At 34.1% G+C, this 23952-nt stretch carries 21 protein-coding genes and 1 pseudogene; 12 read left to right on the forward strand and 10 right to left on the reverse strand.

Features of this window, described 5'->3' with window-relative positions:
- The first annotated feature begins 83 nt into the window (after positions 1-83).
- From DYQ05_RS03620 to lipA, 4 genes are all read left to right on the forward strand, one after another.
- Positions 84-1547: a glycine hydroxymethyltransferase gene (locus DYQ05_RS03620; protein ID WP_206183860.1), complete on the forward strand. Its 1464-nt coding sequence runs from the start codon at positions 84-86 to the stop codon at positions 1545-1547.
- Positions 1548-1701: 154 nt separating this feature from the next.
- On the forward strand, positions 1702-4080 hold the full coding sequence (metG, locus tag DYQ05_RS03625) for a methionine--tRNA ligase (RefSeq protein ID WP_206183861.1): 2379 nt from the start codon (positions 1702-1704) through the stop codon (positions 4078-4080).
- 33 nt (positions 4081-4113) lie between these two features.
- A complete protein-coding gene (gene lplA / locus DYQ05_RS03630; RefSeq protein WP_206183862.1) occupies positions 4114-5136 on the forward strand; it encodes a lipoate--protein ligase in 1023 nt (340 codons plus the stop codon).
- Entirely contained in the window at positions 5114-5962 is an 849-nt protein-coding gene (lipA, locus tag DYQ05_RS03635) for a lipoyl synthase (RefSeq protein ID WP_024465864.1), read from the forward strand. Before lplA ends, lipA begins: the two co-directional genes overlap by 23 nt.
- Positions 5963-6009: 47 nt before the next feature.
- On the opposite strand, the gene DYQ05_RS03640 is transcribed toward lipA, so the two are convergent.
- The 6 genes from DYQ05_RS03640 to DYQ05_RS03665 all read right to left on the reverse strand — a co-directional run bounded on the left by DYQ05_RS03640 (position 6010) and on the right by DYQ05_RS03665 (position 12439).
- Positions 6010-7689: a transglutaminase domain-containing protein gene (locus DYQ05_RS03640; protein WP_020964565.1), complete on the reverse strand. Its 1680-nt coding sequence runs from the start codon at positions 7687-7689 to the stop codon at positions 6010-6012.
- Complete coding sequence (locus DYQ05_RS03645; RefSeq protein ID WP_080653112.1) at positions 7682-8344, reverse strand: anti-sigma factor family protein; 663 nt, start codon at positions 8342-8344, stop codon at positions 7682-7684. Before DYQ05_RS03645 ends, DYQ05_RS03640 begins: the two co-directional genes overlap by 8 nt.
- The gene (locus DYQ05_RS03650) at positions 8322-8849 is read right to left on the reverse strand and encodes an RNA polymerase sigma factor (RefSeq protein ID WP_420804805.1); all 528 of its coding nucleotides are present in this window, start codon (positions 8847-8849) and stop codon (positions 8322-8324) included. Before DYQ05_RS03650 ends, DYQ05_RS03645 begins: the two co-directional genes overlap by 23 nt.
- Before the next feature lie 72 nt (positions 8850-8921).
- The gene (locus tag DYQ05_RS03655) at positions 8922-10409 is read right to left on the reverse strand and encodes a cysteine--tRNA ligase (protein ID WP_024469609.1); all 1488 of its coding nucleotides are present in this window, start codon (positions 10407-10409) and stop codon (positions 8922-8924) included.
- 184 nt (positions 10410-10593) lie between these two features.
- Positions 10594-11517: an SPFH domain-containing protein gene (locus tag DYQ05_RS03660; RefSeq protein ID WP_024469610.1), complete on the reverse strand. Its 924-nt coding sequence runs from the start codon at positions 11515-11517 to the stop codon at positions 10594-10596.
- Entirely contained in the window at positions 11510-12439 is a 930-nt protein-coding gene (locus tag DYQ05_RS03665) for an SPFH domain-containing protein (protein ID WP_020964570.1), read from the reverse strand. Before DYQ05_RS03665 ends, DYQ05_RS03660 begins: the two co-directional genes overlap by 8 nt.
- 144 nt (positions 12440-12583) lie before the next feature.
- On the opposite strand from DYQ05_RS03665, the gene DYQ05_RS03670 reads away from it, so the two are divergent.
- The 5 genes from DYQ05_RS03670 to DYQ05_RS03690 all read left to right on the forward strand — a co-directional run bounded on the left by DYQ05_RS03670 (position 12584) and on the right by DYQ05_RS03690 (position 17122).
- On the forward strand, positions 12584-13429 hold the full coding sequence (locus tag DYQ05_RS03670) for a formate/nitrite transporter family protein (protein WP_206183863.1): 846 nt from the start codon (positions 12584-12586) through the stop codon (positions 13427-13429).
- 269 nt (positions 13430-13698) lie between these two features.
- Entirely contained in the window at positions 13699-14802 is a 1104-nt protein-coding gene (gene dnaN / locus DYQ05_RS03675; protein WP_020964572.1) for a DNA polymerase III subunit beta, read from the forward strand.
- Positions 14803-14805: 3 nt separating this feature from the next.
- Complete coding sequence (gene recF / locus DYQ05_RS03680) at positions 14806-15885, forward strand: DNA replication/repair protein RecF (protein WP_194076299.1); 1080 nt, start codon at positions 14806-14808, stop codon at positions 15883-15885.
- A complete protein-coding gene (locus DYQ05_RS03685; protein ID WP_206183864.1) occupies positions 15878-16600 on the forward strand; it encodes a class I SAM-dependent methyltransferase in 723 nt (240 codons plus the stop codon). Before recF ends, DYQ05_RS03685 begins: the two co-directional genes overlap by 8 nt.
- Positions 16601-16621: 21 nt before the next feature.
- Positions 16622-17122, forward strand: coding sequence for a DciA family protein (locus tag DYQ05_RS03690; protein WP_020964575.1), 501 nt, complete (start codon positions 16622-16624; stop codon positions 17120-17122).
- A 319-nt stretch (positions 17123-17441) separates the two neighbouring features.
- On the opposite strand, the gene DYQ05_RS03695 is transcribed toward DYQ05_RS03690, so the two are convergent.
- From DYQ05_RS03695 to DYQ05_RS03705, 4 genes and pseudogenes are all read right to left on the reverse strand, one after another.
- The gene (locus DYQ05_RS03695) at positions 17442-18632 is read right to left on the reverse strand and encodes a class I SAM-dependent methyltransferase (RefSeq protein ID WP_206183865.1); all 1191 of its coding nucleotides are present in this window, start codon (positions 18630-18632) and stop codon (positions 17442-17444) included.
- A 237-nt stretch (positions 18633-18869) separates the two neighbouring features.
- Positions 18870-19154: a CC/Se motif family (seleno)protein gene (locus DYQ05_RS14305; protein ID WP_264175368.1), complete on the reverse strand. Its 285-nt coding sequence runs from the start codon at positions 19152-19154 to the stop codon at positions 18870-18872.
- 193 nt (positions 19155-19347) lie between these two features.
- Positions 19348-20246, reverse strand: a pseudogene (locus DYQ05_RS03700) (adenosine deaminase).
- A gap of 108 nt (positions 20247-20354) precedes the next feature.
- On the reverse strand, positions 20355-21122 hold the full coding sequence (locus DYQ05_RS03705; protein WP_024465924.1) for an alpha/beta hydrolase: 768 nt from the start codon (positions 21120-21122) through the stop codon (positions 20355-20357).
- Positions 21123-21323: 201 nt separating this feature from the next.
- On the opposite strand from DYQ05_RS03705, the gene DYQ05_RS03710 reads away from it, so the two are divergent.
- The 3 genes from DYQ05_RS03710 to queA are packed head-to-tail and all read left to right on the forward strand — an operon-like array spanning position 21324 to position 23921.
- On the forward strand, positions 21324-22271 hold the full coding sequence (locus tag DYQ05_RS03710; protein WP_024469363.1) for an Hsp33 family molecular chaperone HslO: 948 nt from the start codon (positions 21324-21326) through the stop codon (positions 22269-22271).
- Between the two features lie 40 nt (positions 22272-22311).
- Positions 22312-22836, forward strand: coding sequence for a nitroreductase family protein (locus DYQ05_RS03715; protein WP_024469362.1), 525 nt, complete (start codon positions 22312-22314; stop codon positions 22834-22836).
- Positions 22837-22877: 41 nt separating this feature from the next.
- Positions 22878-23921 (forward strand): tRNA preQ1(34) S-adenosylmethionine ribosyltransferase-isomerase QueA, encoded by a 1044-nt coding sequence (gene queA, locus DYQ05_RS03720; protein ID WP_024469361.1) that lies wholly within the window; start codon positions 22878-22880, stop codon positions 23919-23921.
- Positions 23922-23952: the final 31 nt, after the last annotated feature.

Consider the following 23952-nt stretch of genomic DNA (forward strand, 5'->3'; position numbering starts at 1 on the left):
ATTCACATTTTAGAGGAGTTGTAGTATGAAAGAGGGTTTAAAAAAAATACCTTGAAAAATCGGGCGCCGATGCAAAGCTGCCTATGATTGCATATTTAGCCAATTTGGACCAGGTTGCCTCGGTGTATCCTGAAATTGCATCAAGTATCGTAAAAGAAATAGAAAACCAGCGCAGTCACTTAAAATTGATTGCAAGCGAAAACTATTCTTCACTCAGCGTCCAAGCCGCTATGGGAAACCTGCTTACCGATAAATATGCGGAAGGATTCCCCGAACACAGATATTACGGAGGATGCGAAAATGTAGATGCAGTTGAAACGGCAGCCTGTAACGAAGCCTGTAAAATTTTCGGTGCCGAACACGCCTATGTACAGCCGCACTCCGGTGCAGATGCAAATATAGTTGCTTATTGGGCAATCTTAAACGCAAAAGTAGAAGAACCTTTTTTAAAAAAATTTGAACAAGTCGTAGACGGAAAGGTTAAAAAAATGAGCCTTGAAGGCTTAAGTCATAAAGATTGGGAAGAACTTCGCCGCGAATTGGGTAACCAAAAGTTAATGGGTTTGGATTATTATTCCGGAGGACACTTAACGCACGGTTATGTTCAAAACGTTTCTTCCAAAATGTTTAAAACCTGCTCTTACACCGTAGATAAAGAAACCGGCGAATTAAATTATGATGAAATTGAAAAACAAGCCATGCAGGAAAAGCCTCTTATTCTTTTAGCAGGCTACAGCGCATATCCCCGAAAAATAAACTTTAAACGCTTTAGGGAAATTGCCGATAAATGCGGAGCGGTTTTAATGGTAGATATGGCACACTTTGCAGGGTTGGTAGCCGGAAAAGTTTTTGAAGGCGAATATAATCCCGTTTTATGGGCTGATGTCGTAACTACCACAACACATAAAACCTTGCGAGGCCCGCGTGGAGCAATGGTTCTTTGCAAAAAAGAATTTGCCGAATTCGTAGATAAGGGCTGCCCCCTCGTAATAGGAGGCCCTCTTCCTCATATAATGGCGGCTAAAGCCGTAGCATTCCGCGAAGCTGCAAGCAAAGAATATCAAGATTACGCACATAAGGTACGCGACAATGCCGCCGCTCTTGCAAAAGAATGTATGGCTCTGGGTATGAAACTTCAAACAAACGGTACGGATAACCATTTAATGCTTATTAATGTAACAAAATACGGTTTAAACGGCAGACAGGCGGAAACTGCAATGTCCGAATGCGGGGTTACGCTTAACCGAAACAGCTTACCCTTCGACCCGAACGGACCTTGGTGGACAAGCGGATTGCGTGTAGGAACACCGGCTGTTACAAGTTTGGGAATGGGCGCTGCTGAAATGAAGCAAATCGCTTCCATTATCGATAGGGTTTTAAAAGCTTCAAAACCCGGCGTTACAAAAAGCGGTGCTCCAAGCAAAGCAAATGTAGTTGTTGACCCTACCGTAAAAGCCGAAATTCAAAAAGAAGTGGACGAGATTTTAAACAAATTCGTCCTTTATCCTGAACTGGATTTGGACTTTTTAAAGAGTATTTACTGCTGACATCTTAACAGATACATAAAAACAAAGCCGTTTAAAGAATAAATTTTAAACGGCTTTTTTCTTACTTTTTATCCCGTTCAATTTTTCCGTTCACGTACAACATAACACATAAATCCCTTGATTTTTTTCTTTTTTTGTATAAAATTAAATGAATATGAAACGAAAACTTGTAACCTCGGCACTGCCGTATGTAAACAACTATCCGCATTTAGGAAATCTGATTCAAGTATTATCTGCGGACGTATTTGCCCGTTTTTGCCGCTTAAAAGGGTTTGAAACGCTTTATATCTGCGGAACCGACGAATACGGAACAGCTACAGAAACTAAGGCTGCAGAAGAAAACAAAACACCGCAAGAACTTTGCGACTTTTATCATGCTCACCATTCCGAAATTTACAATTGGTTTAACATTGCTTTTAATTATTTCGGCCGAACTTCTACGCCTCAGCAAACTGAAATAACCCAATCAATTTTTAACGATTTGGAAAAAAACGGATATATAACCGAACATACGATTGAACAGCTTTACTGTCCTTCGTGTAAACGGTTTTTAGCGGACCGCTATGTATTGGGCGAGTGCCCCTCCTGCGGTTATAAAGACGCACGAGGCGACCAATGCGAACATTGCGGGAAACTTTTAGACCCTACGGAACTGAAAACACCCCGATGTTCTTCTTGCGGAGAAATTCCCGAAGTACGAAAAACAACGCATCTTTATATTAATCTGCCTAAAATTGCTCCGGAGTACGAAAAATGGCTTTCTGCGGCTTCTAAAGAAGGAAACTGGTCTAATAACTCCATTCAAATTTCCAGGGGTTGGCTGCGCGAAGGCTTACAGGAACGCGCCATTACCCGAGATTTAAAATGGGGAATTCCCGTTCCGAAAAAAGGTTTTGAAAATAAGGTTTTTTATGTTTGGTTTGATGCTCCTATAGGGTACATTTCCATTACAAAATGCTGGGCGGATTTAACCGGCAGCGATTGGAAAACATGGTGGCTGGACCAAAACGATGTGGAATTATTTCAGTTTATCGGAAAAGATAATATTCCGTTTCATACCGTAATTTTTCCGTGTTCGCTAATAGGTTCAGCCAAAAATTGGACTAAATTATTCCATATGTCGGGCTCCGAATACCTTAACTACGAAAACGGAAAATTTTCGAAATCAAAGGGTGTAGGAGTTTTCGGAAATGATGCAAAAGAATCCGGAATTCCTGCCGATATATGGCGCTTTTATATTTTTTACAACCGTCCTGAAAAAAACGACACGCAATTTACTTGGAAAGACTTTCAAGAAAGGGTAAACAGTGAACTTATCGGAAATTTATGTAATCTTGTAAACAGAACGGCAACCTTCGTATCAAGATATTACGACGGAAAAATACCCGAGGCATTAAATATACAGCAAGAAACTTCGGACGGAACTTTAAAAACACGTGAAGATATTAAAAATATTATTTCACATTTAAGAAACGAAGCGGAAAAAAGCTTTAAAAAAATTACCGAACTTTCCGATTGGGCTAATTTACGGGACGCTTTTCATGAAGTATTTAACCTATCTTCCGTTGCAAATAAGGCATTCCAGGACGGAGAACCGTGGAAAACACGTGAAACGGACCCTCAATTTGCAGGCGCTTTAATTTCCGAACTTTGTTATTTAATAAAAGACTTACTTATTCTAATTCACCCGTTTATGCCGCAATATGCGGATAAAGCTGCGGGCTTTTTCGGTATTAAAATTTGGTCCGGTAATATTTTCGATGAAAAAGCTCCCGACTTTAAAAAGCCTTGCGGTGATTTTTTATCATGGAAAAATTTGGGAGAAAGAACGGGTCTTAAAACCGTAGAAAATCCCGTTATTATTTTTAAAACACTGGAAAACAAAATAATTGACGCTTATCGCGAAAAATATTCCGGTAATCAAAGGACAAGGAAAATGGACGAAAAAGAAACCGTAAACACCGAAAAGCAAATTGAACCTCAAACGGAAAAAATTCCGGCTTCGCAAATATTTTCGAAAAAAATTGCTTTAAAAACAGCACGTATTGTTGCTATCGAAAAACATCCCGATGCGGATAAATTATACATAGAAAAACTGGACGACGGTTCAGGAACCGAAAGGACAATTCTTTCAGGTCTTGTTCCGTTTTTAACGGAAGATGAGCTTTTAGGTAAAACCGTTATTATTGCGGACAATTTAAAACCCAGAAAAATGAGAGGTATCGAATCTTTCGGAATGCTTTTAGCTGCAAGCTGGTTCGATGAAGAAAAAAAAGAACACGTTGAAATTTTACAAGCACCGTGGGCAGCTCCGGGAACGCCCGTCATTCTCGAAGGAGACGTAACCGACCCCGAAAATACCGAAGACGTTTCCGCCTTTTACGCACAAAAACCCGAGTCAATCGATGCAGATACGTTTTTTTCCGCCCCCATTTTAATAGAAAATTACATTCCGCAAATAGAAGGTAAAAAACTTTTAGCAGCCGGGCGCGAATTAAAATTGGAAAACGTAAAAACGGGAGAAGCCGGGTAAATATACAATAAGCAAAAAAATTTAAGGTGAAAAATGATTTTTATTGAAAACAACAATTTGGACCCTGCATTAAACCACGCTATCGAGTTATACGTTATGGATAAATATAACGATGACGTATTTATGCTGTGGCGTAATAACCCCTGTATACTTATCGGAAGATACCAAAATATAAACTTGGAAGTAAATTTGGAATTTACAGCCTCAAACGGAATTGAAGTTGTACGCCGCCTTTCAGGCGGCGGGGCAATTTATTGCGATACGGACAATATGCAATACACCTTTATAACAAAAAAACCTCAAACAAAAATAGACGATTCCTTTAAAAATTTTGCAAAACCTGTAGTAAATGCTCTTAAATCACTGGGTTTAAATGCCGAATTTACCGGAAGAAACGATATCCAAATTAACGGTTTAAAAGTAAGCGGTAATGCGCAATTTTACAAAAACGGAAAAGTAGTACATCACGGAACCTTACTTTTTAAGGCAAACACTTACAACTTATCAAATGCCCTAAAGGCAAGAGACATTAAATTTAAAGGAAAAGAAGTTCAATCCATAGCTGCCAGAATAGGTTTTATAAGCAACTTTATTGATATGAGCGTTACGGAATTCAAAGACTATGTAGAAGCTTTTATAAAAAAAGAATATAATATTAATTCCGTTACCGTATTAACCGGCGATGATATGGAAGAAATAAAAAAAATAAAATCGGAAATTTTCGGAACAAAAGAATGGAACTACGGCATAAAACCTTTAAACAAAAACAGAAAATCCGAAAAATACTCTTGCGGTATTGTAGAAATAGATATAGACTATAAAGACGGAAAAATACAAGATATTACCATAGAAGGAGACTTTTTCGGAGAATTAGGTATAGATAATTTATGCAATATCCTAAAAGGTTCCGAATGTTCACGGCAAGCTGTAACGGAAACATTAAAAAATATAGAAATCGATAAATATATTAAATCTATGGAAAAAGAAATTTTTATTGATTATATTATGAGAATAATTGAGGCGGATACTTGCGATGGAAAAAAAAGAATTTGTTAAAAAACCCAAATGGCTTCAACTTAGAGTGCAAGGAGACGGTAACACCGCAAATGTTAAAAATTTAATACGCACTCTTAATTTACATACGGTTTGCCATGAAGCAAATTGTCCCAACCGAATGGAATGTTTTGCACGGCGTACTGCAACCTTTATGATTTTAGGAAGAAACTGCACACGGAATTGCACCTTTTGTAATGTTACAAGAAATAAACCCGACACCGTAGACTTACAGGAACCTGAAAATGTGGCAAAAGCGGTTAAAACATTACAGCTAAAACATGCGGTAATAACATCCGTTACCAGAGACGATTTACCGGACCAAGGAGCAAACCAATTTGCAGAAGTCGTAAGACAAATACGCAAATACAACCCCGATACGACCATTGAACTCCTAATTCCCGATATGTCCGGAAAAGAAGAGCTGTTAGACATAATCCTTGAAACAAAACCCGATGTTTTAAATCATAACGTAGAAACGGTTCCGGAACTTTATTCCAAAGTGCGTCCTGCCGCAAATTTTTTAAGAAGCATTAAGGTATTGGATTATTCCAAGAAAAAAGGCTTAAAAACCAAATCCGGAATTATGGTAGGTTTCGGAGAAACGGAAGAACAAGTAGTTAATGTTTTTTCGGCGTTAAGAAAAGCCGATTGTGATATGCTTACCGTAGGACAATATTTACAACCTACAAAACTGCATATACCGGTAACGGAATACGTTACACCGGAACAATTCGAAAAATACAGGGAAATAGCCTTAAAAATGGGTTTTAAACGAGTAAATTCAGGACCTCTGGTAAGAAGCTCGTATCATGCGGAGCCTATATAATAGTAATTTTCTTTAACCCGTTAAAATAAAAACTTATACTTTAATGTTTAATAAACGGCAATAACCTTAGGAACCTTCCACACGGAATTGTAAGAAACAATACCTAAAAATTCTTCCATACTTGAACTGAAAGAATAAGACCTTTCTTTTGCAGCCGTTTTGCTGTTGGAAGCCATAGGAGTTTGCAAAGTTTTTCCGTAAGAAAAAGCGACTCTAAATGCGTCAATATTGCCGAAGTACCAATTTTCTTTTTGAGGTATTCCCATATCAAAGGGAATAGCCTTAGCCATTCCTACATCTACAGGAACCCAGCCGAACCCTTCAAGATAAAATTCGGCCCACCAATGAGAATATGAAGTTTGTGAAACATCAACAATGATACCTGCAACAGGCTGTGCCGGAATTCCGCAAGCCCGTACAAGAGACACAAATAAAATTGCGGCATCATAAGTATCGGCTCTTTTTTCTGTAAGAGCATTTACGGGAGAAGAACCGGAATTAAGAGGCGAACTTGGGATTATATCCAAATTATTCAAAAGATAATTATAAATTCTTTTTACTTTATTATAAGGATTTTTTTCATTTTGAACGATTGATTCTGCCGTTTTTTGAATAACTTCGTTATTTGCAGGAATAAATTCGGTTGCAATCGCATAAGCATTATATAAGGCGGTATTTTGTTTCTGCCCTACACGAACATTTACAGGATTAATTTTAGTTGTAACTTCATAAGAATTTACACTATATTCCTGTCTTATATGAAGTCTGGTGGAAGAGCCTGAATTTTCATATTGATGAATTGAAGCTCCTTGGTAATTTTTTACAAACGGAGCAGGATTTATTGAAAGAATCTCAATACCGCGTTGAGAATAAGTTTCAACCGGAAGAGGAACTTTTAAAAAAAGAGTGTTTTTTTCTTCAGCACGTATATTGGAAACATCAACTTCCGCTGCAACTACAAGGTTTTTTTTATTTGCGCGGGTTTTTGTGCCTAACCTGTTTTTTAACCTAAAAGGAACGGCATTACTTAATCCCTTGGAAGTCAATACCGCTATAGCTCCGGAATCGGCACCGTCAGGTACTCGAATTTGAAGTTCTTCATTTGTCCATGTTATAAAATCAAAATCGGAATTTGAACAAAAAGAAGCGCCCACATCTTCACCCTTTTCGATTTTTGAAATCATGTCGGGTGTAAAATTGGGAATAAACATTACTTGAGAATTTCCGCGCGAGCCGCCGAAATTTTCCCCTATGATTTTAATAATACTTCCGACTTCCGCAAAATCCTTGCTTAATGCGTTTATTGAGGGAACCTCACTTAATATAAATCTATCCGCAATTACGGGAATCTCCGAAGCCGCAGCCAAAAAAGAGGGGTTGGATTTTTTATTTTGTACAACTACATATAAAAGCCCTGCCGATTGGTATTCGGGGAATTTAAATTCTATTTTATCTTCAGTCCATAAATCACAATTTTCCGACTGAATGATAGAATCTCCTATTTGTACCCATGATGAATTAAATTTATTACCGAAATGTTTCCCTTCTATTTTAATTATTGAGCCGGATTCCACAACCTGCGGCAAAACCGAAGTAATTACAGGCATTCGTACCGTAAAAGAAACTATAAATAAAATACCTGCCGCAATACTTCCCAAAGTCAAAAGAAAAATAAAAAATCTAAAAATAAAAAATTTTTTAAACAGATAGAAGAACTTATTACTCATTTTTTACAAATGTAATATCGAACTGTTCGGTATCTTTTACAGGTGCGGAGCCGAATCCGGGCATTTTTATATTCATTATATTTCCGCCGTATCCCATATCAACAGGTAAATAAAGATTTGTAAAATTATCAAAATTTATTACCCTCTTTTGTGTACTTACCGTAAAATTGGAATTTTTTATACCTAAAGTATGAAAATCTGTGAAATTAAATTTTTTAGGAGTTTCCGCGGTGATATTTGCGGCAGGAACTATCGGTTTAAAATTTGAAACCGTTGCCGTTTCGTACTGCACATCTTTATTGGTATTCATAATTAACATAGGGGTAAATACAAATAAAAATAAGGCGGCGGCGGCCAAAGCCGGAATAGGAATCTTTACGGATTTATAAAACCAGTTTTCTTTTTTTTCCGTGATTTTAGCCTTATTTAAGGCGGCTTGACGTTTTTCGCATAAACGTAAAAATGAACTTTCAATATCCAATTCGGGAGCTCCCGCAGTTGCCAATTTAAGACTTAAATTCCTATATGAATTTACAACCGCACGGCACTCGGCACAATCATTTAAATGGGCTTCGAGTTTTTCCTTCCACGGGGAAGGCAGCTCTCCGTCAACATAAACAGAGTATAAATCTTTATCCGGGCATATAGACATCATTTTCCCCCATATATTTGGATAATTGTTCGCGGGCTCTAAACACGCGTACTTTTACATTTCCTTCGGTTATTCCCAGAATGCTGCCGATTTCTTTATAGTTAAGACTTCCATATTCTTTTAATTGAAGCACAGCCCTTAAATTTTTAGGCAACTTTTCCATGGCATCTTGAACATAATTTATTGTTTCTTTTTTTAAAACCGCCTCTTCTCCCGTTTCGGCTTTTCTGGTATCTTCTTTAAATGCTTTTGCATAAGCCTTCCGTTCTCTAGCGCGTCTTTTTACATAATTCAGCGATGCATTTCTTGCAACCCTAATTAGCCAGTATTTTGCATCGTCTAATGAAGGGAATTCCATTTGTTTTTCACTCATCTTAATTAAAGAATCATGACAAATATCTTCCGCAGCGTCGGCCTCTCTTACAATATTATATGAAACATTATAAATTACTTGCATAAGAGCCTTATAAATTACTTGAAAATCTTCATCAACGGCAGCCCTAAGCATTTCTTTTTTATTAAACACGGTATACTCCAAAATGTTACAATTTTTATCAAAAAATTACGTTTTTTTTACCGATTAAATTCTTTTCCACGTAGTTTTTCCGTTTTGGTCTTCTAAAATTATTCCCAGAGCTTTTAAATTATCTCTTATTTCATCCGCTTGTTTATAATTCTTTTCAAATTTAGCGGCGGCACGTTTTTCGATTAATTTACAAATTTCAGCTTCATCTATTAAGTTATCCGAAAGATTTTGCAGTCCCGAAAGAATTTCGGCAGCTTCTTCTATCAGTTTTAACCCTAAAATATAATCCATTGAAGCAATTGCCGTTAAAGCCTGCTCCGGTTCTACAGTTTTATCTTTTACGAGGCCCTGCAACTCAGAAAGAGCTCGCGGTGTAGATAAATCATCTTCCATAGCTTCCATAAAATCGATAAAATATTTTTTTGCAGGTGAATCTTTTAAAATAGTCTTTGTTTTTTCCGCAGTTAAGGTATTTGTAAGATTTTTTAACTCTTCAATTTTTTCTTGAGAAAGCCCTTCAAGCAACTTTGAAATTTTCGTATTTAAACTTTTCCGTCCGTTTTTTGCGGTTTCCATAGCTTCCCACGAAAAAGTCAGTTGACTTCGATAATGTCCGCCTAAAAGTAAAAAGCGGTAATCAAGCGGAGAAAAACCTTTTTTTATTACATCTTCCAAAACAATAAAAGTTCCTGCGGATTTTGACATTTTCCCCTTATTCATTATAAGGAATTCGTTATGAAGCCAATAGTTTACCCATTTTTTTCCGGTTGCCCCTTCGGATTGAGCAATCTCATTGGTATGATGAACGCGTATATGGTCTATTCCGCCTTTATGAATGTCGAATTGCTCTCCCAAGTACTTTATACTCATTGCAGAACATTCAATGTGCCATCCCGGATAACCTCGTCCCCATGGGGAATCCCAAGTTAATGCATGATTTTCAAATTTACTTTTTGTAAACCAAAGAACAAAATCATAGGGATTACGTTTATTTTTATCTATTTCTATTCTGGCACCGGCTTTTAAATCTTCAAGATTGATATTTGCAAGTTCTCCGTATTTAGGAAATGTGGAAATATCGTAATAAAGATTTCCTCCCGACATATAAGTATGTCCGTTTGCTTCTATTTTTTTTATAAGGTTTATCATATCCGCAATATGTTCGGTCGCCTTACATACAATTCCCGGACGTTTTATATTAAGACGTTCGGTATCGTTAAAAAAGGCCTTAGTATAAAATTCCGCAATTTCCAAAACCGATTTACCGCGTTCTTCAGCCGATTTAAGCATTTTATCTTCACCTTCATCGGCATCATCGGTTAAATGTCCAACATCGGTAATATTCATTACATGAGTAACCTCATATCCTAAAGCTTCAAGCGTTTTTACAAGAATATCTTCAAAAACATAAGTCCGTAAGTTTCCAATATGAGCATAATCATAAACTGTAGGTCCGCATCCGTAAATTCCTGCATGGTTAGCCTTAATCGGTATAAATTCCTCTTTTTTGTTCCCCAAAGTATTGTGTAATTGTAAACTCATATTTTTCTCCCGTTTAATACAAAAAATTATCAAGTTTAAATAAAACTTAACAGCAGTTTCGAGCTTTTTTAATAAAATTTACATAATTTTATAAATATACTTTAAAATGAAGGGTTTTTCAAGTGGTAAAATATTAAGAATAGGGGATAACGGGGGCGCTTAGAAGCCCCCGTTTTGTTTTAATTTATTTAATAATTTCTTCGGCGGCTTCTATCGTCATTTTTTTAATATCGGTTAAATCGGCAGACATAATTATTTTTGCATTTTCCTCAATTGAACTTAACGCATTTATCCATTCTTGGGAAACCGTAAGTTTTGCGGCTTCCATTCCGCCTTGCAGCTGCGTCGATGCGGCAATTTTTTTAATACCTTCGGCGGTCGCTTCGGCAACGGCAACAATTTCTTTTGCTTGACCTTCCGCCTCGTTTATCATACGCTCTTTTTCGCCGGCGCTGATATTTACGGCTTCTTCGTAAGCCGCCCGCGAAAGATTAATCACGGTTTCCATTTCTCCTACGGAGCGTGCAATTTCGGCACGTTTTTCCCGCTCCGCCTTCATCTGATTTTCCATTGCTTCCATAATTGATTCGGAAACCCGTATATTTTGAATTTCGTAACGGGTAACCTTTACTCCCCAAGGGTCGGAAGCCTCATCTACGGCTTTTACAACTTGAGCATTTATTTGCTCTCTGGCTTCAAAGGTATCGTCCAAATCAAGCTGTCCTACAACAGAGCGCATTGTAGTCTGAGCTAAAAGAATTGTCGCATACCTATAATCCCTAATTCCGTAACTTGCTTTAATGGAATCGAAAACTTGCAAATAAAGAATTCCGTCTATCCTAACTTGAACATTATCCTTTGTAAAGCAATCCTGAGCGGGAACATCTATAGCCTGTTCTTTTAAAGTTTGTCTATAACGCACCTTATCTATAAACGGAAACAAAATATGAAATCCCGCATCAAGAGTCGCATGATATTTTCCGAGTCTTTCTACAATTAAAGTCATTTTATGAGGAACGATTCTTATACTCTTAAAAAGAGCTATAATAAAAACCAATGCAATAAGTGATACTATAACAGTTGAAACTATAAAATTAAGACTAGGCATTTATTCCTCCCTTACCTTTTACCTGCTCTTTTCCGGCATTTTTAATTATATCGGTAAGAGCCGCAAAACCTGCAATGTTTTCGGGATAAACCGAAACCTTGGATTTTTTAATAATATTTTCAAACCTTTGAATATAATTTTCGGCAAGGCGGATTCCCATCGCGGTTTTTCCTCCCGGCTGGGATAATGCGTCCGCAATAAGCCTTAATCCTTCAGCAGTTGCATTACTTGTTATTTCGATTGCTTTTGAACGGCCTTCCGCAAGATTTATTTTGCGTTGTTTTTCTCCCATAGCCTTGTTAATCGCTTCTTCTTTTTTACCTAAAGAAATATTTATACGCGATTGCTGCTTACCTTCACTTGAAAGAATATTTGCACGCTTTTCACGTTCCGCACGCATTTGTCTTTCCATTGCTTCCAAAATTGTTCTGGTAGGAGTTATATCCCGTATTTCATAGCGTGTAACTTTTATTCCCCAGTTATCGGAGGCTTCATCAAGGGCTTTTACTATATTATCGTTTAAACCCTCCCGTCCGCAAAAGGTTTTATCAAGCTCCATTTTTCCTATTTCGCTGCGCATAGTAGTCTTTGCAAGCTGTGCAACCGCATAGCGATAATTATCTATCCCGTAACTTGCTTTTACAGGGTCGAAAATTTTTAAATAAAGAATTCCGTCAACTTGAACTTGAACATTATCCGACGTGATACAAACTTGCGGGTCAACATCGAGAGCTTCTTCTTTTAAATTTTGCTTATAAGCCACCCTGTCAATAAACGGAACAAGAATATGAAAACCGGCCGTTAATGTACGCGAATATTTTCCCAAGCGTTCAATAACATAACTTTCCTGCTCCGGAACAACAACCGCAATTGTAAAAAGAATAAATACGGTTATTGCCGCTATAACATAAATAGTTATCATAATACCTCCTAATTAACATATACCGATATTTTAACAGATATTAAAAGGAATTACAATTACTTTTAAAAAAATTAACCGTAAAACCTATTTACACTTTAGAAAAATCTTTTTATAATTTATTAAAATGGAGGTTAAAAGATTATTATGTCTGAAAAACTTTATTATGACCCTGCCGAAATATTGGAAGTAACCGTTCAAAAAGGAATTGCCAAGGTAAATACTCCTATATGGAAACAATTTATACTCGGAATTTTAGCGGGAGTTTTTATAGCATTTGCCTCTGAAGGTTCAAATATGGCGGCCTTCGGATTTTTTGCAAAACCGGAAACTTACGGTTTAGGTAAATTTATTGCCGGACTGATTTTTCCCGTAGGATTAATGCTTGTAGTAATTGCAGGAGGAGAACTTTTTACCGGAAACAATTTAATTATGGCAGCGGTACTTGATAAAAAAGTTAAAATATCCGCCATGTTTAAAAATTGGATTACGGTTTATGCAGGAAATTTTATAGGTTCAATTTTAATTGCATTTTTAATTGTCAAAAGCGGTCAACTTCACGGCGGAGATAACCTTTTAGGAGGAATAACAGTAAAAATCGCTTACGGTAAAATTTCGCTTTCATTTATTCAAGCCCTGTTTTTAGGAATTATGTGTAATTGGCTGGTATGCCTTGCAGTTTGGCTTTGTTACGGTGCAAAGGATATGACGGGAAAATTTTTAGCCGTTTTTTTCCCTATATGGCTATTTATAACTTCAGGATTCGAACACAGTATAGCAAATATGTATTATATTCCTGCCGGTATTCTTGCAAAAACAATTCCGGAATATGCAAATTCTTCCAAAATTCCTTTGAATGCTTTGGAAAACCTGAATTGGACAGATTTTTTTACAAAAAATCTTATTCCCGTTACCTTAGGAAACATAATAGGAGGAGCTTTTTTCGTTGCCTGTATTTATTGGCTTTGTTATCGAAAAAGAAATAATAATTAAAAGCTTAATTAAAGTAACACAATATTAAACCTCTATATTTTTTTTTTAAAATATGTTAGTATATATGGAAATTCTGTTAATATATATAAAAATTTTGTGAATAATTTATTTTATTGTTAATAAAAACTATAATCTGTGTAAAAAAATACGCAGTTATAAATAAGATATTTCTATATCTTATATAAAAATATCCGTCTTATTAACAAATTCACAAACACTACTATTATGACAACTAATTATATATACTAACATATATAGAGGAGAATAATATGAAAATAAGTTTTGACAGAGATACCTTACTTAAAGAAATCTCTATCGCACAAGAAATTATCGCAACAAAAACAGCCTTAACTATTCTTTCCAACGTCTTATTAGCGGCAAAAGACGGAAGCCTTACAATCAAAGCTACCGATATAAAAGTAACATTTGAAACAAAAATACCGGTTAACGTAACGGAAGAAGGCTCTACAACAGTATTTTGCGATAAATTTATGAATATTATTTCAGCTCTGCCTTCAGGAGAAGTCGAACTTGAACAAAAAGACCAAAAAATGACAATTAAATCCTCCGTGAAAAAAGCAAAATTCCAACTTAAAACAATTTCGGAAAATGACTTTCCTGCATTTACCGAGCCTAATGATATAAAATTTTTCAGTATTCCTTCAAAAAATTTCAAAGAAATGATCCATCAAACCGTATTTTCCGTATCGGACGATGAAACACGTTATTTTATGAACGGTGTATATATAGAAAATAAAGAAGATAATCTCATATTCGTTGCAACCGACGGAAGAAGACTTGCCTTTATTGAAAAGAATTTCGGAATACCGTTACCCGAATTCAAAGGTATAATAGTACCTCCTAAAATTTTAAACATTATAAATAAACGTTCTACGGACGAAGGAAATATAGAAATTGCAATAGGAGAAAAAAATATTTTCTTTAATTTTAATTCTTATAAGTTTTCTTCCGTACTTATAGACGGTCAATTTCCGAATTACAACAAAGTTATTCCGGAAAAACAGGATTTTTCTTTTGAAGTAGACAGAATTGAACTTATAGAAGCTCTGAAAAGAGTATCTCTTTTAGTAGAATTAAAAACAAGAAGAGTCTTTTTAAATATAACTCCTGGTTCTCTAATTATTTCTTCAAAAGAAAATGAAATAGGAAATGCCAGAGAAGAAATTCCGTGCAAATATGACGGTAACGAAGTAATGTTTGCCCTAAACTGCATTTATCTTGAAGACCCTTTAAAGGCTATAACCGATGAAAGAGTTAAAATAGAATTTACGGAATCAATGAAACCCGTAACTTTAAAACCGGAACCTAAAAAAGACTTTTTTCATATTATTATGCCTATGCAAACGGAGTAAGTCTTGCCTTTTCTTTCCGTTTCATTTTATAATTTTAGGAATTTGAAAGATGGAGCAATAGATATTTCCTCTCCCGAAGTTTTCCTTGTAGGAAAAAACGGGCAGGGAAAGACTAATTTTTTAGAAGGTTTATATATTTCAGCTTACGGAAATTCTTTTAGAACCCGTTCCGCAAATCAAATTTTTAAAAAAAATACAAATGAACTGAGTGTACGAGTTTTATATAAGGAATCGGAGCATGTAAGTCATACAATTTCAGTTTCCGTTCAAGATAAAAAAAAAGAAATTCAAAAGAATTTTAAAAAAATAAAAAACGGAAAAGACTTAATAAGTACAATTCCTTGTATATTATTTTACGGCGATGATATGGAATTTGCTTCCGGAACACCGTCAAGAAAACGTTTTTTTATAGACCAATCAATTTCATTATGTAATGCCGATTTTATAGATTATTTGGTAAAGTATTCGAAAACTTTGCGTTCGCGAAATATAGTTTTGGAGCAAAAAAAAACTATTGTGTTGGATTCTATAGATGAAATTTTTGCACCGACAGCCGTTTATATTACAAAAGAACGAGCTAAAATTATAGAAGAATTTAATAAAGAGTTTTCTTTGCTGTACGAGCAAATAGGCGGAATTTCGGGAGTTGAAATTATTTATCGTCCTGCAATAAAAGCCGAAACCGTAGAAGAATTTTTAATTCTTCTTGCGGAAAAAAGACAGTCGGACTTATTTGACAAAACAACTTCCCTCGGACCTCACCGTGATAGAATTCATTTTATAAAAGATAAAAAACCGTTTATAGAACATGCTTCAAACGGACAAAAAAGACTTTTAGCCTTAGTTTTAAGAATGCTTCAAGCTAAAGAGTATACAAAAAAAACGGGAAGAAAACCCGTTTTTCTTATGGACGATGTTCTTCTTGAATTGGACCCGGAAAAACGCCGTAAATTTATGGAAATTTTACCTGAATATGAACAATTATTTTGTACATTTTTGCCCGGAGAACCGTATAAAAATTATCAAAAAGAAAAAACTAAGGTATATTTTGTAGAAGAAGGACAATTTAAACTATATGTATGATATAATTGCAAAAAATTATTCTGAAATTTTCCCTTTAGATAACGGTTTTTCGGAATCTATATATAAATACTATCAAGAAAAAAATATAAAACCGCAAAATATTAGAATTCTTGATGTAGGTTGTGCCGTAGGAGATTTATCTTTAAAATTATCGGGTTACGGTTTTAATATAGTCGGTATAGATTTATCCGAATCTATGTTGGCAATTGCAAAATCGAAAATTTGCGGACAATCCAATTTAAAATTCGAAAAATTGAATATGCTCGATATTCAAAAATTGGGTAAATTCGATATTGTAATATGTTTCGGTAATACTGTTTCTCATCTTAAAAATGAAAAAGAAATTGAAGATTTTTTTATTGCCGTTTATAATATACTTAATGCGGACGGTATATTTTATTTTGAAGCCTTGAATTACGGTGAAATTTTAAACGAAAAAACCGCATATTTTCCTGTAATTGAAACGGAGAATTTTATTTTTAATAGAAGTTATAATTATTATAAAAAAAATATTGTATCTTTTGAAATTAAATTTAAAGATAAAAAATTAAATAAAACATATTCCGATTTAATAAATTTATTTCCTATAACGAAAGAAATGATATTAAATTTTTTAAAAAGAGCAGGATTTTCAAAGATAAAGTATATAGCAAATAATATTGAGAAAAAAACTTTTATGGAAGAATTTAATATAAACTATGAAGCAATAAAATAAATATTAAAATTATAAAGTATTATGAAAAATTTTAAAACATCTGAAGAATTGGTAAATATGTTCTCTCAAAAACTTGAAGGGTTAATGCATTTTAAAGAAAAGAATTACGGAGATAAAATTCTTTCAATATATGAAAAATGGGAAAAAATTATATCCGATGAAAAAATAGCGGCAAATTGCGAATTAAGCGATATAAATAACGGAATTGCAATTATAACTGTAAATCATTCCGGCTGGAGCCAACATATTTTTATGAAAAAAAAGAAAATTTTGGCGAATTTTAAAAAATTTTATCCTGAATTAAAAGTTAAAAATATTTCGGTAATCGTTCAAAGTAATTTTATACAAAATACACCGCCTAAGATAAAATCCGAATATACGCCTTCTGTCGAAGAAATCAGGGAAATTGAAGAATTTGAAAAAACATATAAAAAAGAAAAATCTATTGCACCTGAACTTGAAAATGCTCTTAAAAATTTAAAAAAAGCCGTTTTACAAAATAATATTAAACAATTGCAATAACAGGTAAAATACTATTGTTATTAACATATTTCCAAATATAATAAACAAGTTATCCACAAGCTGTAAAAGTAAAAAAAATTAATAAATTTATATGTGTATGAAATATTATAAAAATCACTGAAAAATTAGCTAAAAATCTCTAAATTCTCTATAAAATAGCTTATTTTTTGAATATTTTGGGACATTTTTTGCTATAAATAGTTTCACGTGAAACAGATTTATTTAATTGAAATTCACAAGAAATTTATCACAAGTTATCCACAAGATGTATTTTACAATAATGTAATATATAGTGTACAATTTATTATACACTGATTTTTTATAAAAGTTTTTCCAATACCGGAGTTAATGAAAAAGTTTTTATTATTTCTGCAATTTCTCTTTTTGACTTTTCGATTATTTCAGGTTTTATTGTATCTATTTTTACGGCTTTAATTAAGATATTTTTAGGAGTATGTTCAGTATCTATAAATTCTTCAATATTTACCTTGTACCCCGAAGCTTCTAAATATTTTGCTCGCAGCGTATCGGTTAAAAGTGAAGAAAATTTTTCGGTAATAATTCCATAATCCAATAATGATGAAAAAAAAGCGCTTTGCCGTATTTTTTGTTTATTTTGTCGGATTTGTGTATTCAGTTCATGCTGACAGCAAGGAACTGCAAAAATTATTTTTGCATTACTTTTAACGGCTTTTGCTAAGGCAAAATCCGTAGCGGTATCACAGGCATGTAAACTTATTACCATATCCGGTTCCGTATTAAATTTAAAATTACCGATATCACCGGTTTTAAAATTTAAATTTGAAAAATTACAAGTTTGTGCAAGGTTATTACAAAATTCTATAACATCTTTTTTTAAATCAAGTCCGTAAATTTGTGAAGGAATATGTTTTATTTCATTTAAATAATAGTATAAAGCAAAGCTTAGATATGCTTTTCCGCAGCCGAAATCTATTATATTTAATTCTTTTTTCTTACTTATTATTTTTAAAAGTATAGGTTCTATCGATTCTATAAATTCCAAATACTTGTTTATCTGTCTGAATTTATGATATTTATTGTTTATTATTTTTTCGTCATCGGTGAAAAAGTTAAGTTTTTTTAAAAACTCGGGAGGCGGAGAAATGGGTAAAAGGTAGGATTTAGGTTTATCATGTTCTAGTACAATAGTTTCTTTTTCTTTATAATCTTTTTCCAATAGTTTTATATTACCTTTATTATTTTGCATAAATATAAACCGTTTATCCTGTGTTTTGCTTTCAATGTTTTTAAATTCCGAAAATAATTTTTCGGCATAAATTAAAAAATCTTTTTCAGGTATATTTTCATGGAAAACTTTTAAATTTTCAAAACGTTCCATTTGAAATTGAAAGGTATTTTTTATAAGAATTTTTCTGATTTTAACTTTTTTACAAGGGTTTTGTTTTTTTACCGGTTTTGAAAAAACTGCCGATATGATATTTTGTCCGGTAAAAAATTTAGCGGCTTCTGTTATTGATATAAAGTTCATAATTACCTCTGTACCGAATATTAACATAAAATGTTTTTATACGCAATTGCCTTATTTTAAAGATATTTATATCAAAATAGATGTATTAAATTTGAATATTAGGTAAAATCGTTTAATCATTTTAAAAAATTTGTTTTAGATAAAGTCAAATCTGTTTTTTTAAATAACGGGTTTAAAATAAAAAAGGGGCATAAAAGCCCCTTTAGATGTCTTAATTGTTTCACGTGAAACATTGATTCAGTTTGTCATTCCTTCTACCATCAGTTTTTCAAACCAAAGGAATGTTCCTATAAGTATAGTTAAAGTACCGCTTGGACAAGGCGTTCCTTTTTTTACATAAACGGTAATACCGTTATTTTCAAATTTGTTGAAATCAGCAATTCTGCTCGGTGTGCCGACAACCACGGTCGGGTCTAGTGTTGTTCCGCCTCATGATGCGCACATACGCAAATAGCAATAAACAGAATCCGAATTTTTGGATTTTATTTTATCTCTTGCTGCGTCTTCAACTTTTACATCCATATTGTGCCTCCTGATAATTAATGTAATATAAATAATATACTATTACAAAAATTAAAAGTCAAATCAAATAATGAATATTAGATTTATAGATTGGTAGTATACATAATGTATTTTTATTAGGCTGAAATTTATAGGCTATTATTTTCTATTTTGTTATGAGATATAAATTAAAATCGGAAAGCTGATATTTAGATTACCTTATAGCCATTAACCTGTCCGCTTCGGCTTCGGTTATTACTTGTTCTTTTACCAAATCGTAAAATTGTTCGCTGTTGGTTTTTTCAAAAAAAAGAATGTCGTCGGTTCCTATACTTATCGGAACTCCTGCATCCAGCATTTTCCTTAACGGGTGTGTTTTTAAGCTTTTTACGGCACTTAGCATTATATTGCTTTGCGGGCATATATTACATCTTATTTTTTTATCAGCTAAGAATTGTAAGACTTTATCGTCTTTTGCAGCTCCTATTCCGTGTTGAACTTCGTTTAAGTCAAATATTTCTACAAATTTTTTAACCGAAGCCGCATCGGAGAATTCTCCTACGTGAGCTTTTTTCTTTAAGCCGTATTTTTCCGCCATCTTAAATAAAAAAACACAGTCTTCTATTCCTTCCGAAATTTCCGGACCGTATAAATCTATATTTTTAAAAATCTTGCTTTTCATCATAGGTTCAGCCCATTTTTTTATAAAGGGCTTTTCCAATGTTTTTGCTATACCTAATTCAGGCATAATTTTAATTTTTTTTCGTGTTTTTTTACCAGATTGTCTATAAATAATAAAAATTTATCTAAATTTTCATCAAATTGCCTGATAAAACCTATATCTATAGAGCCTTCAATATGCACGACATTATCATTTATAGCCTCTTGAATCGACATTTCTATTAAATCCATAACATCTTGTGCAGTTTGACATGCCGGACGTGTAAATTTGCCTATAACTTCGTGCATCTCATCCAAGCCGCTCATTTTTCGGGGAAAATTCGGAATTTCGAAACCTGCCCAATTTTTATAAGCGGAATAACGCATACTCAAATTTAAGTGGTTGTGAGTATCCGATTTAGGCTGTTTTTTATAATAATCAAAATCTTTCATTAAGAAAATCCTTTATCAGGCAGGTATAAGTATATCACGCTTTTGAAAAAATGTCATAGTAAATATACAAAAACCCGCATAAATTATCGGCATTTTTTTCTTAAAAGTTTAATCTTTAAGAAATTCAATGATTTTTTTAGCAACGGCTTCTTTTTCGATGCCGTTTACTACAATATGACCGCTTTTTTCCAAAATTAAATATTCATTTTGTGTCCTTAAATTTTTATCGATAATATTTTTAACTTTAAACGGAACGGATTTATCCGCTTTGGAAAGTACTGTAAGAGTTTGAGAGCGGATAAAGGGCAGATTTTTTAAAGAAAGTTTTTGCAGCCGGTATAAATCCGCCGATTTTGCTAAATATTCTATACCGTTATAGTCCGCTATAGCTGAAGCGTATTCGGGGTCGTTTTCACAGTTTTTTTTACCGCATGGAACCGTTTTAATAAAAAATTTTAAAAAAGGTGTAAATTTTATACGGTTATCGTAAGCTATAAATGCAGGAGCGCATAAAAATATTTTTTCAGGATTAAATCGTGCGGCGATTAAAGCTGTTAAAAGTCCGCCCATAGATAATCCTCCCACATATACATTCCCGTAGTCCGAACAAAGATTGATATAATCTTCACAAACCGCTCTAAGCCAGTCTTTCCATGTTGAAGCTAAAAAATCATCTTTATTTGTTCCGTGTCCCGGAAGACGCGGAATATAGACGTTGTATCCTGCTTCGTTTAATTGGCGTCCAAGCCAAACCATTTCGCGTGGAGAACCTGTGTATCCGTGAATGAGTAAAATTGCCGGAGCGGTTTTTAATCCCTTTAAAAGAAACGGTTTTGTAGTATCTGAAAGTTTAATCGGGTAATTATCAAAAAACATTCCTATCTCCCTTATAACTGTTCCGATATTATACACTTATATTTATTTTTTTTCAATTGTGAAAAAAGAATTTTAAAAAATTCAAAAGGTTTGATAATATTTGGTTTTATAGGCAGTTTCTTAATTTTATAAAAATTAAAAGATAAAACTCCGGTTTTCCCCTAATTGCTCAAGAGTTTTATCTTTGATATAATAATTTTAATGATAACAAAACCTATTACCGATTTAAGTTTACTTGAAAAATTTAAGACTCTCCACGAAGACGGAATGACGGTTTTTATGATTGGAGACGGGATTGCAAGGGGCGCTTTTTTTCATGGAACTCGTTTTGTAAATAAAATGCGGGCACAGCATGAGCTTGGTATTTTGGAAACTCTTGTTTTGGGGCACGCAAGTCTTTGTGCGGCGCTTTTAATACCTATGATGAAAGGACATGAAAGGACAGTGTTCCGCTGCGATACTAAGGGGCCTTTGGTAGGTTTCAGCACGGAAGCATTTAGTGAAGGTTTTGTTCGCGGATATCTTTTACAAGACCCTATAGTTTTAAATGAACAGCTTTCCAATTGGAATTTAAAGCCTCTTTTCGGAGAAGGAAAAATATCGGTTGTACGGTTTACCGAAGCCTCAATTAAAACCGGTACTCCGCCTATAACGGGTATTACCGAAATAAAACATAAAAATATTGCTTTGGATTTGTCCGAATATTTTTTACGGTCGGAGCAAACCGTAACGGGGTTTAATACCGGTATTCAATTCGATAAGGAAGGTAAAGTTATAGGCGCAGGCGGAATGTATATACAGCTTATGCCTAATGCGGATAATGATGAAAATAAAGAAATCATAGAAAAAATAGAACATGCGTTTTCGGCGGTTCCTTCTTTAGGGCAGTGGTTTTCCGAAGGAGGAAATAGGGAAGATGTTATTTTCGGTTTATTCCGCGATTGCGGAGTACAAGTTTTATTGGAGAGGCAAATAGATTTTAATTGTCCGTGTTCGGAAGACGGTTTCCGTAATAAATTATCCGTATTGCCTAAGCAAGAGCTTGAAGATATGTACAAAAACGGCAGCGATATAATTGAATTATACTGCCATAATTGCGGTTCTGTTTATAAATATAAAAAAGAAATTTTAAAAGAACTTTTAGTTTGATTTTTTTAGGATATTTTAAAAATGTTAGGAGAGTATTAAGATGAATTTTGCGGAACTAATGAATGTAAGGCAAAGCTGCCGCAGTTTTAATCCGAATAAAAAAGTTGAAAAAGATACGCTTTTACAAATTATAGAAGAAGCTCGTCTTTCTCCTTCGGCGTGTAATTCTCAGGCTTATAAAATTTTTGCCGTGCAAAACGAAAAAGCTGAAATAATTTCGGCCGCACGCGTAATGGGTATGAATAAATTTTTAAAAGATTGTTCTTCTTACATTTTAATTGCGGAGGATAAATATAATTTTACCGCAAAGATAGGAACCGAACTTTTTGAAACGGATTTTCGTTCAATCGATATAGGAATTCTTACAGCCAATATTGTAAATGCTGCAACCGATAAAAATATTCAAACTTGTATTTTAGGGGCGTTTTCCGAAAAGGAAATTTTAAAAAAATTGAATATAAATGCAAAATTAAGAATAATAATTGCATTAGGTTATGAAACCGAAAATTATCCGCATAGGAAAAAATCCAGGAAAGACAGAGATAAGGTAGTTCAATATATTTAAAAATGATAAATTATTTTATATAAACTCTAAAGGGAATAACTATGCTTACAAAAGAATTTAATTTTGAGCTGCCGCAAGAGCTGATTGCTCAAACTCCTTCAAAAATGCGCGGCAATGATAAACTTTTAATTTTAAATAAAAAGACGGGCAATTTGGAAGATAAAGTGTTTTGCGAACTTCCGGATATTTTGCCTAAAGATGCCTTAATGGTTTTTAACAACTCGAAGGTTAGACGTGCAAGAATTTATGCTGAAAGCTCTTCAGGAGCGCAAACCGAATTTTTGCTGATAAATCCTATTCCCGAATTCGGAGGATTTGTATGGCAGGTTATGTTAAAAAAAGCTAAACGCCAAAAAGCGGGAAAAGTTTTTGTTTTTCGTGACGGAACGAAGGCGGAAATTATAGAAACCGAAAAAGAGCTTGGCAACGAATTCCGTTGTTTGAAATTCGATAAAATAATTGATGATGATTGGCTTGATTTAAACGGTCATATTCCTTTACCTCCTTATATTCGCCGTGATGATACGGAAGAAGATGCGGAGCGTTATCAAACGGTTTACGCAAAGGCGTACGGCTCAATTGCAGCTCCGACAGCGGGTTTACATTTTACCGAGGAAGTGTTAAATAGAATAAAAAATTTAGGCATCGATATTGAATATGTTACGCTTCATGTAGGACTTGGAACTTTTTTACCTGTTCGCTCGGAAAATGTTGAAGAGCATAAAATGCACACGGAGTATTTTTCCATTTCGGAAACCGCTGCTTACAATATTTCGAAGGCAAAAAAAGACGGCAGGCCCATTATTGCGGTCGGCACTACAAGTGTGCGCACTTTGGAGTCCGCATGGAATGAAAAAACTTTGACCTTAAAAACGGGAAATCAATCTACCGATATTTTTATTTATCCGCCTTATAAATTTAAAGTAGTAGATAAACTGTTTACGAATTTTCATACGCCGGAATCTTCATTGGTAATGCTTGTTTCGGCTTTGGCAGGTAAAGAAAATATTTTTAATGCATATAGGCACGCAATTGAAAGGCGATACCGTTTCTTTTCGTACGGTGATGCAATGCTTATTATTTAGAGGCGGAAATAACTGTATAATCAGGGGTTAT

This window comes from Treponema pedis (genome assembly GCF_017161325.1).
Taxonomy (GTDB): domain Bacteria; phylum Spirochaetota; class Spirochaetia; order Treponematales; family Treponemataceae; genus Treponema_B; species Treponema_B pedis.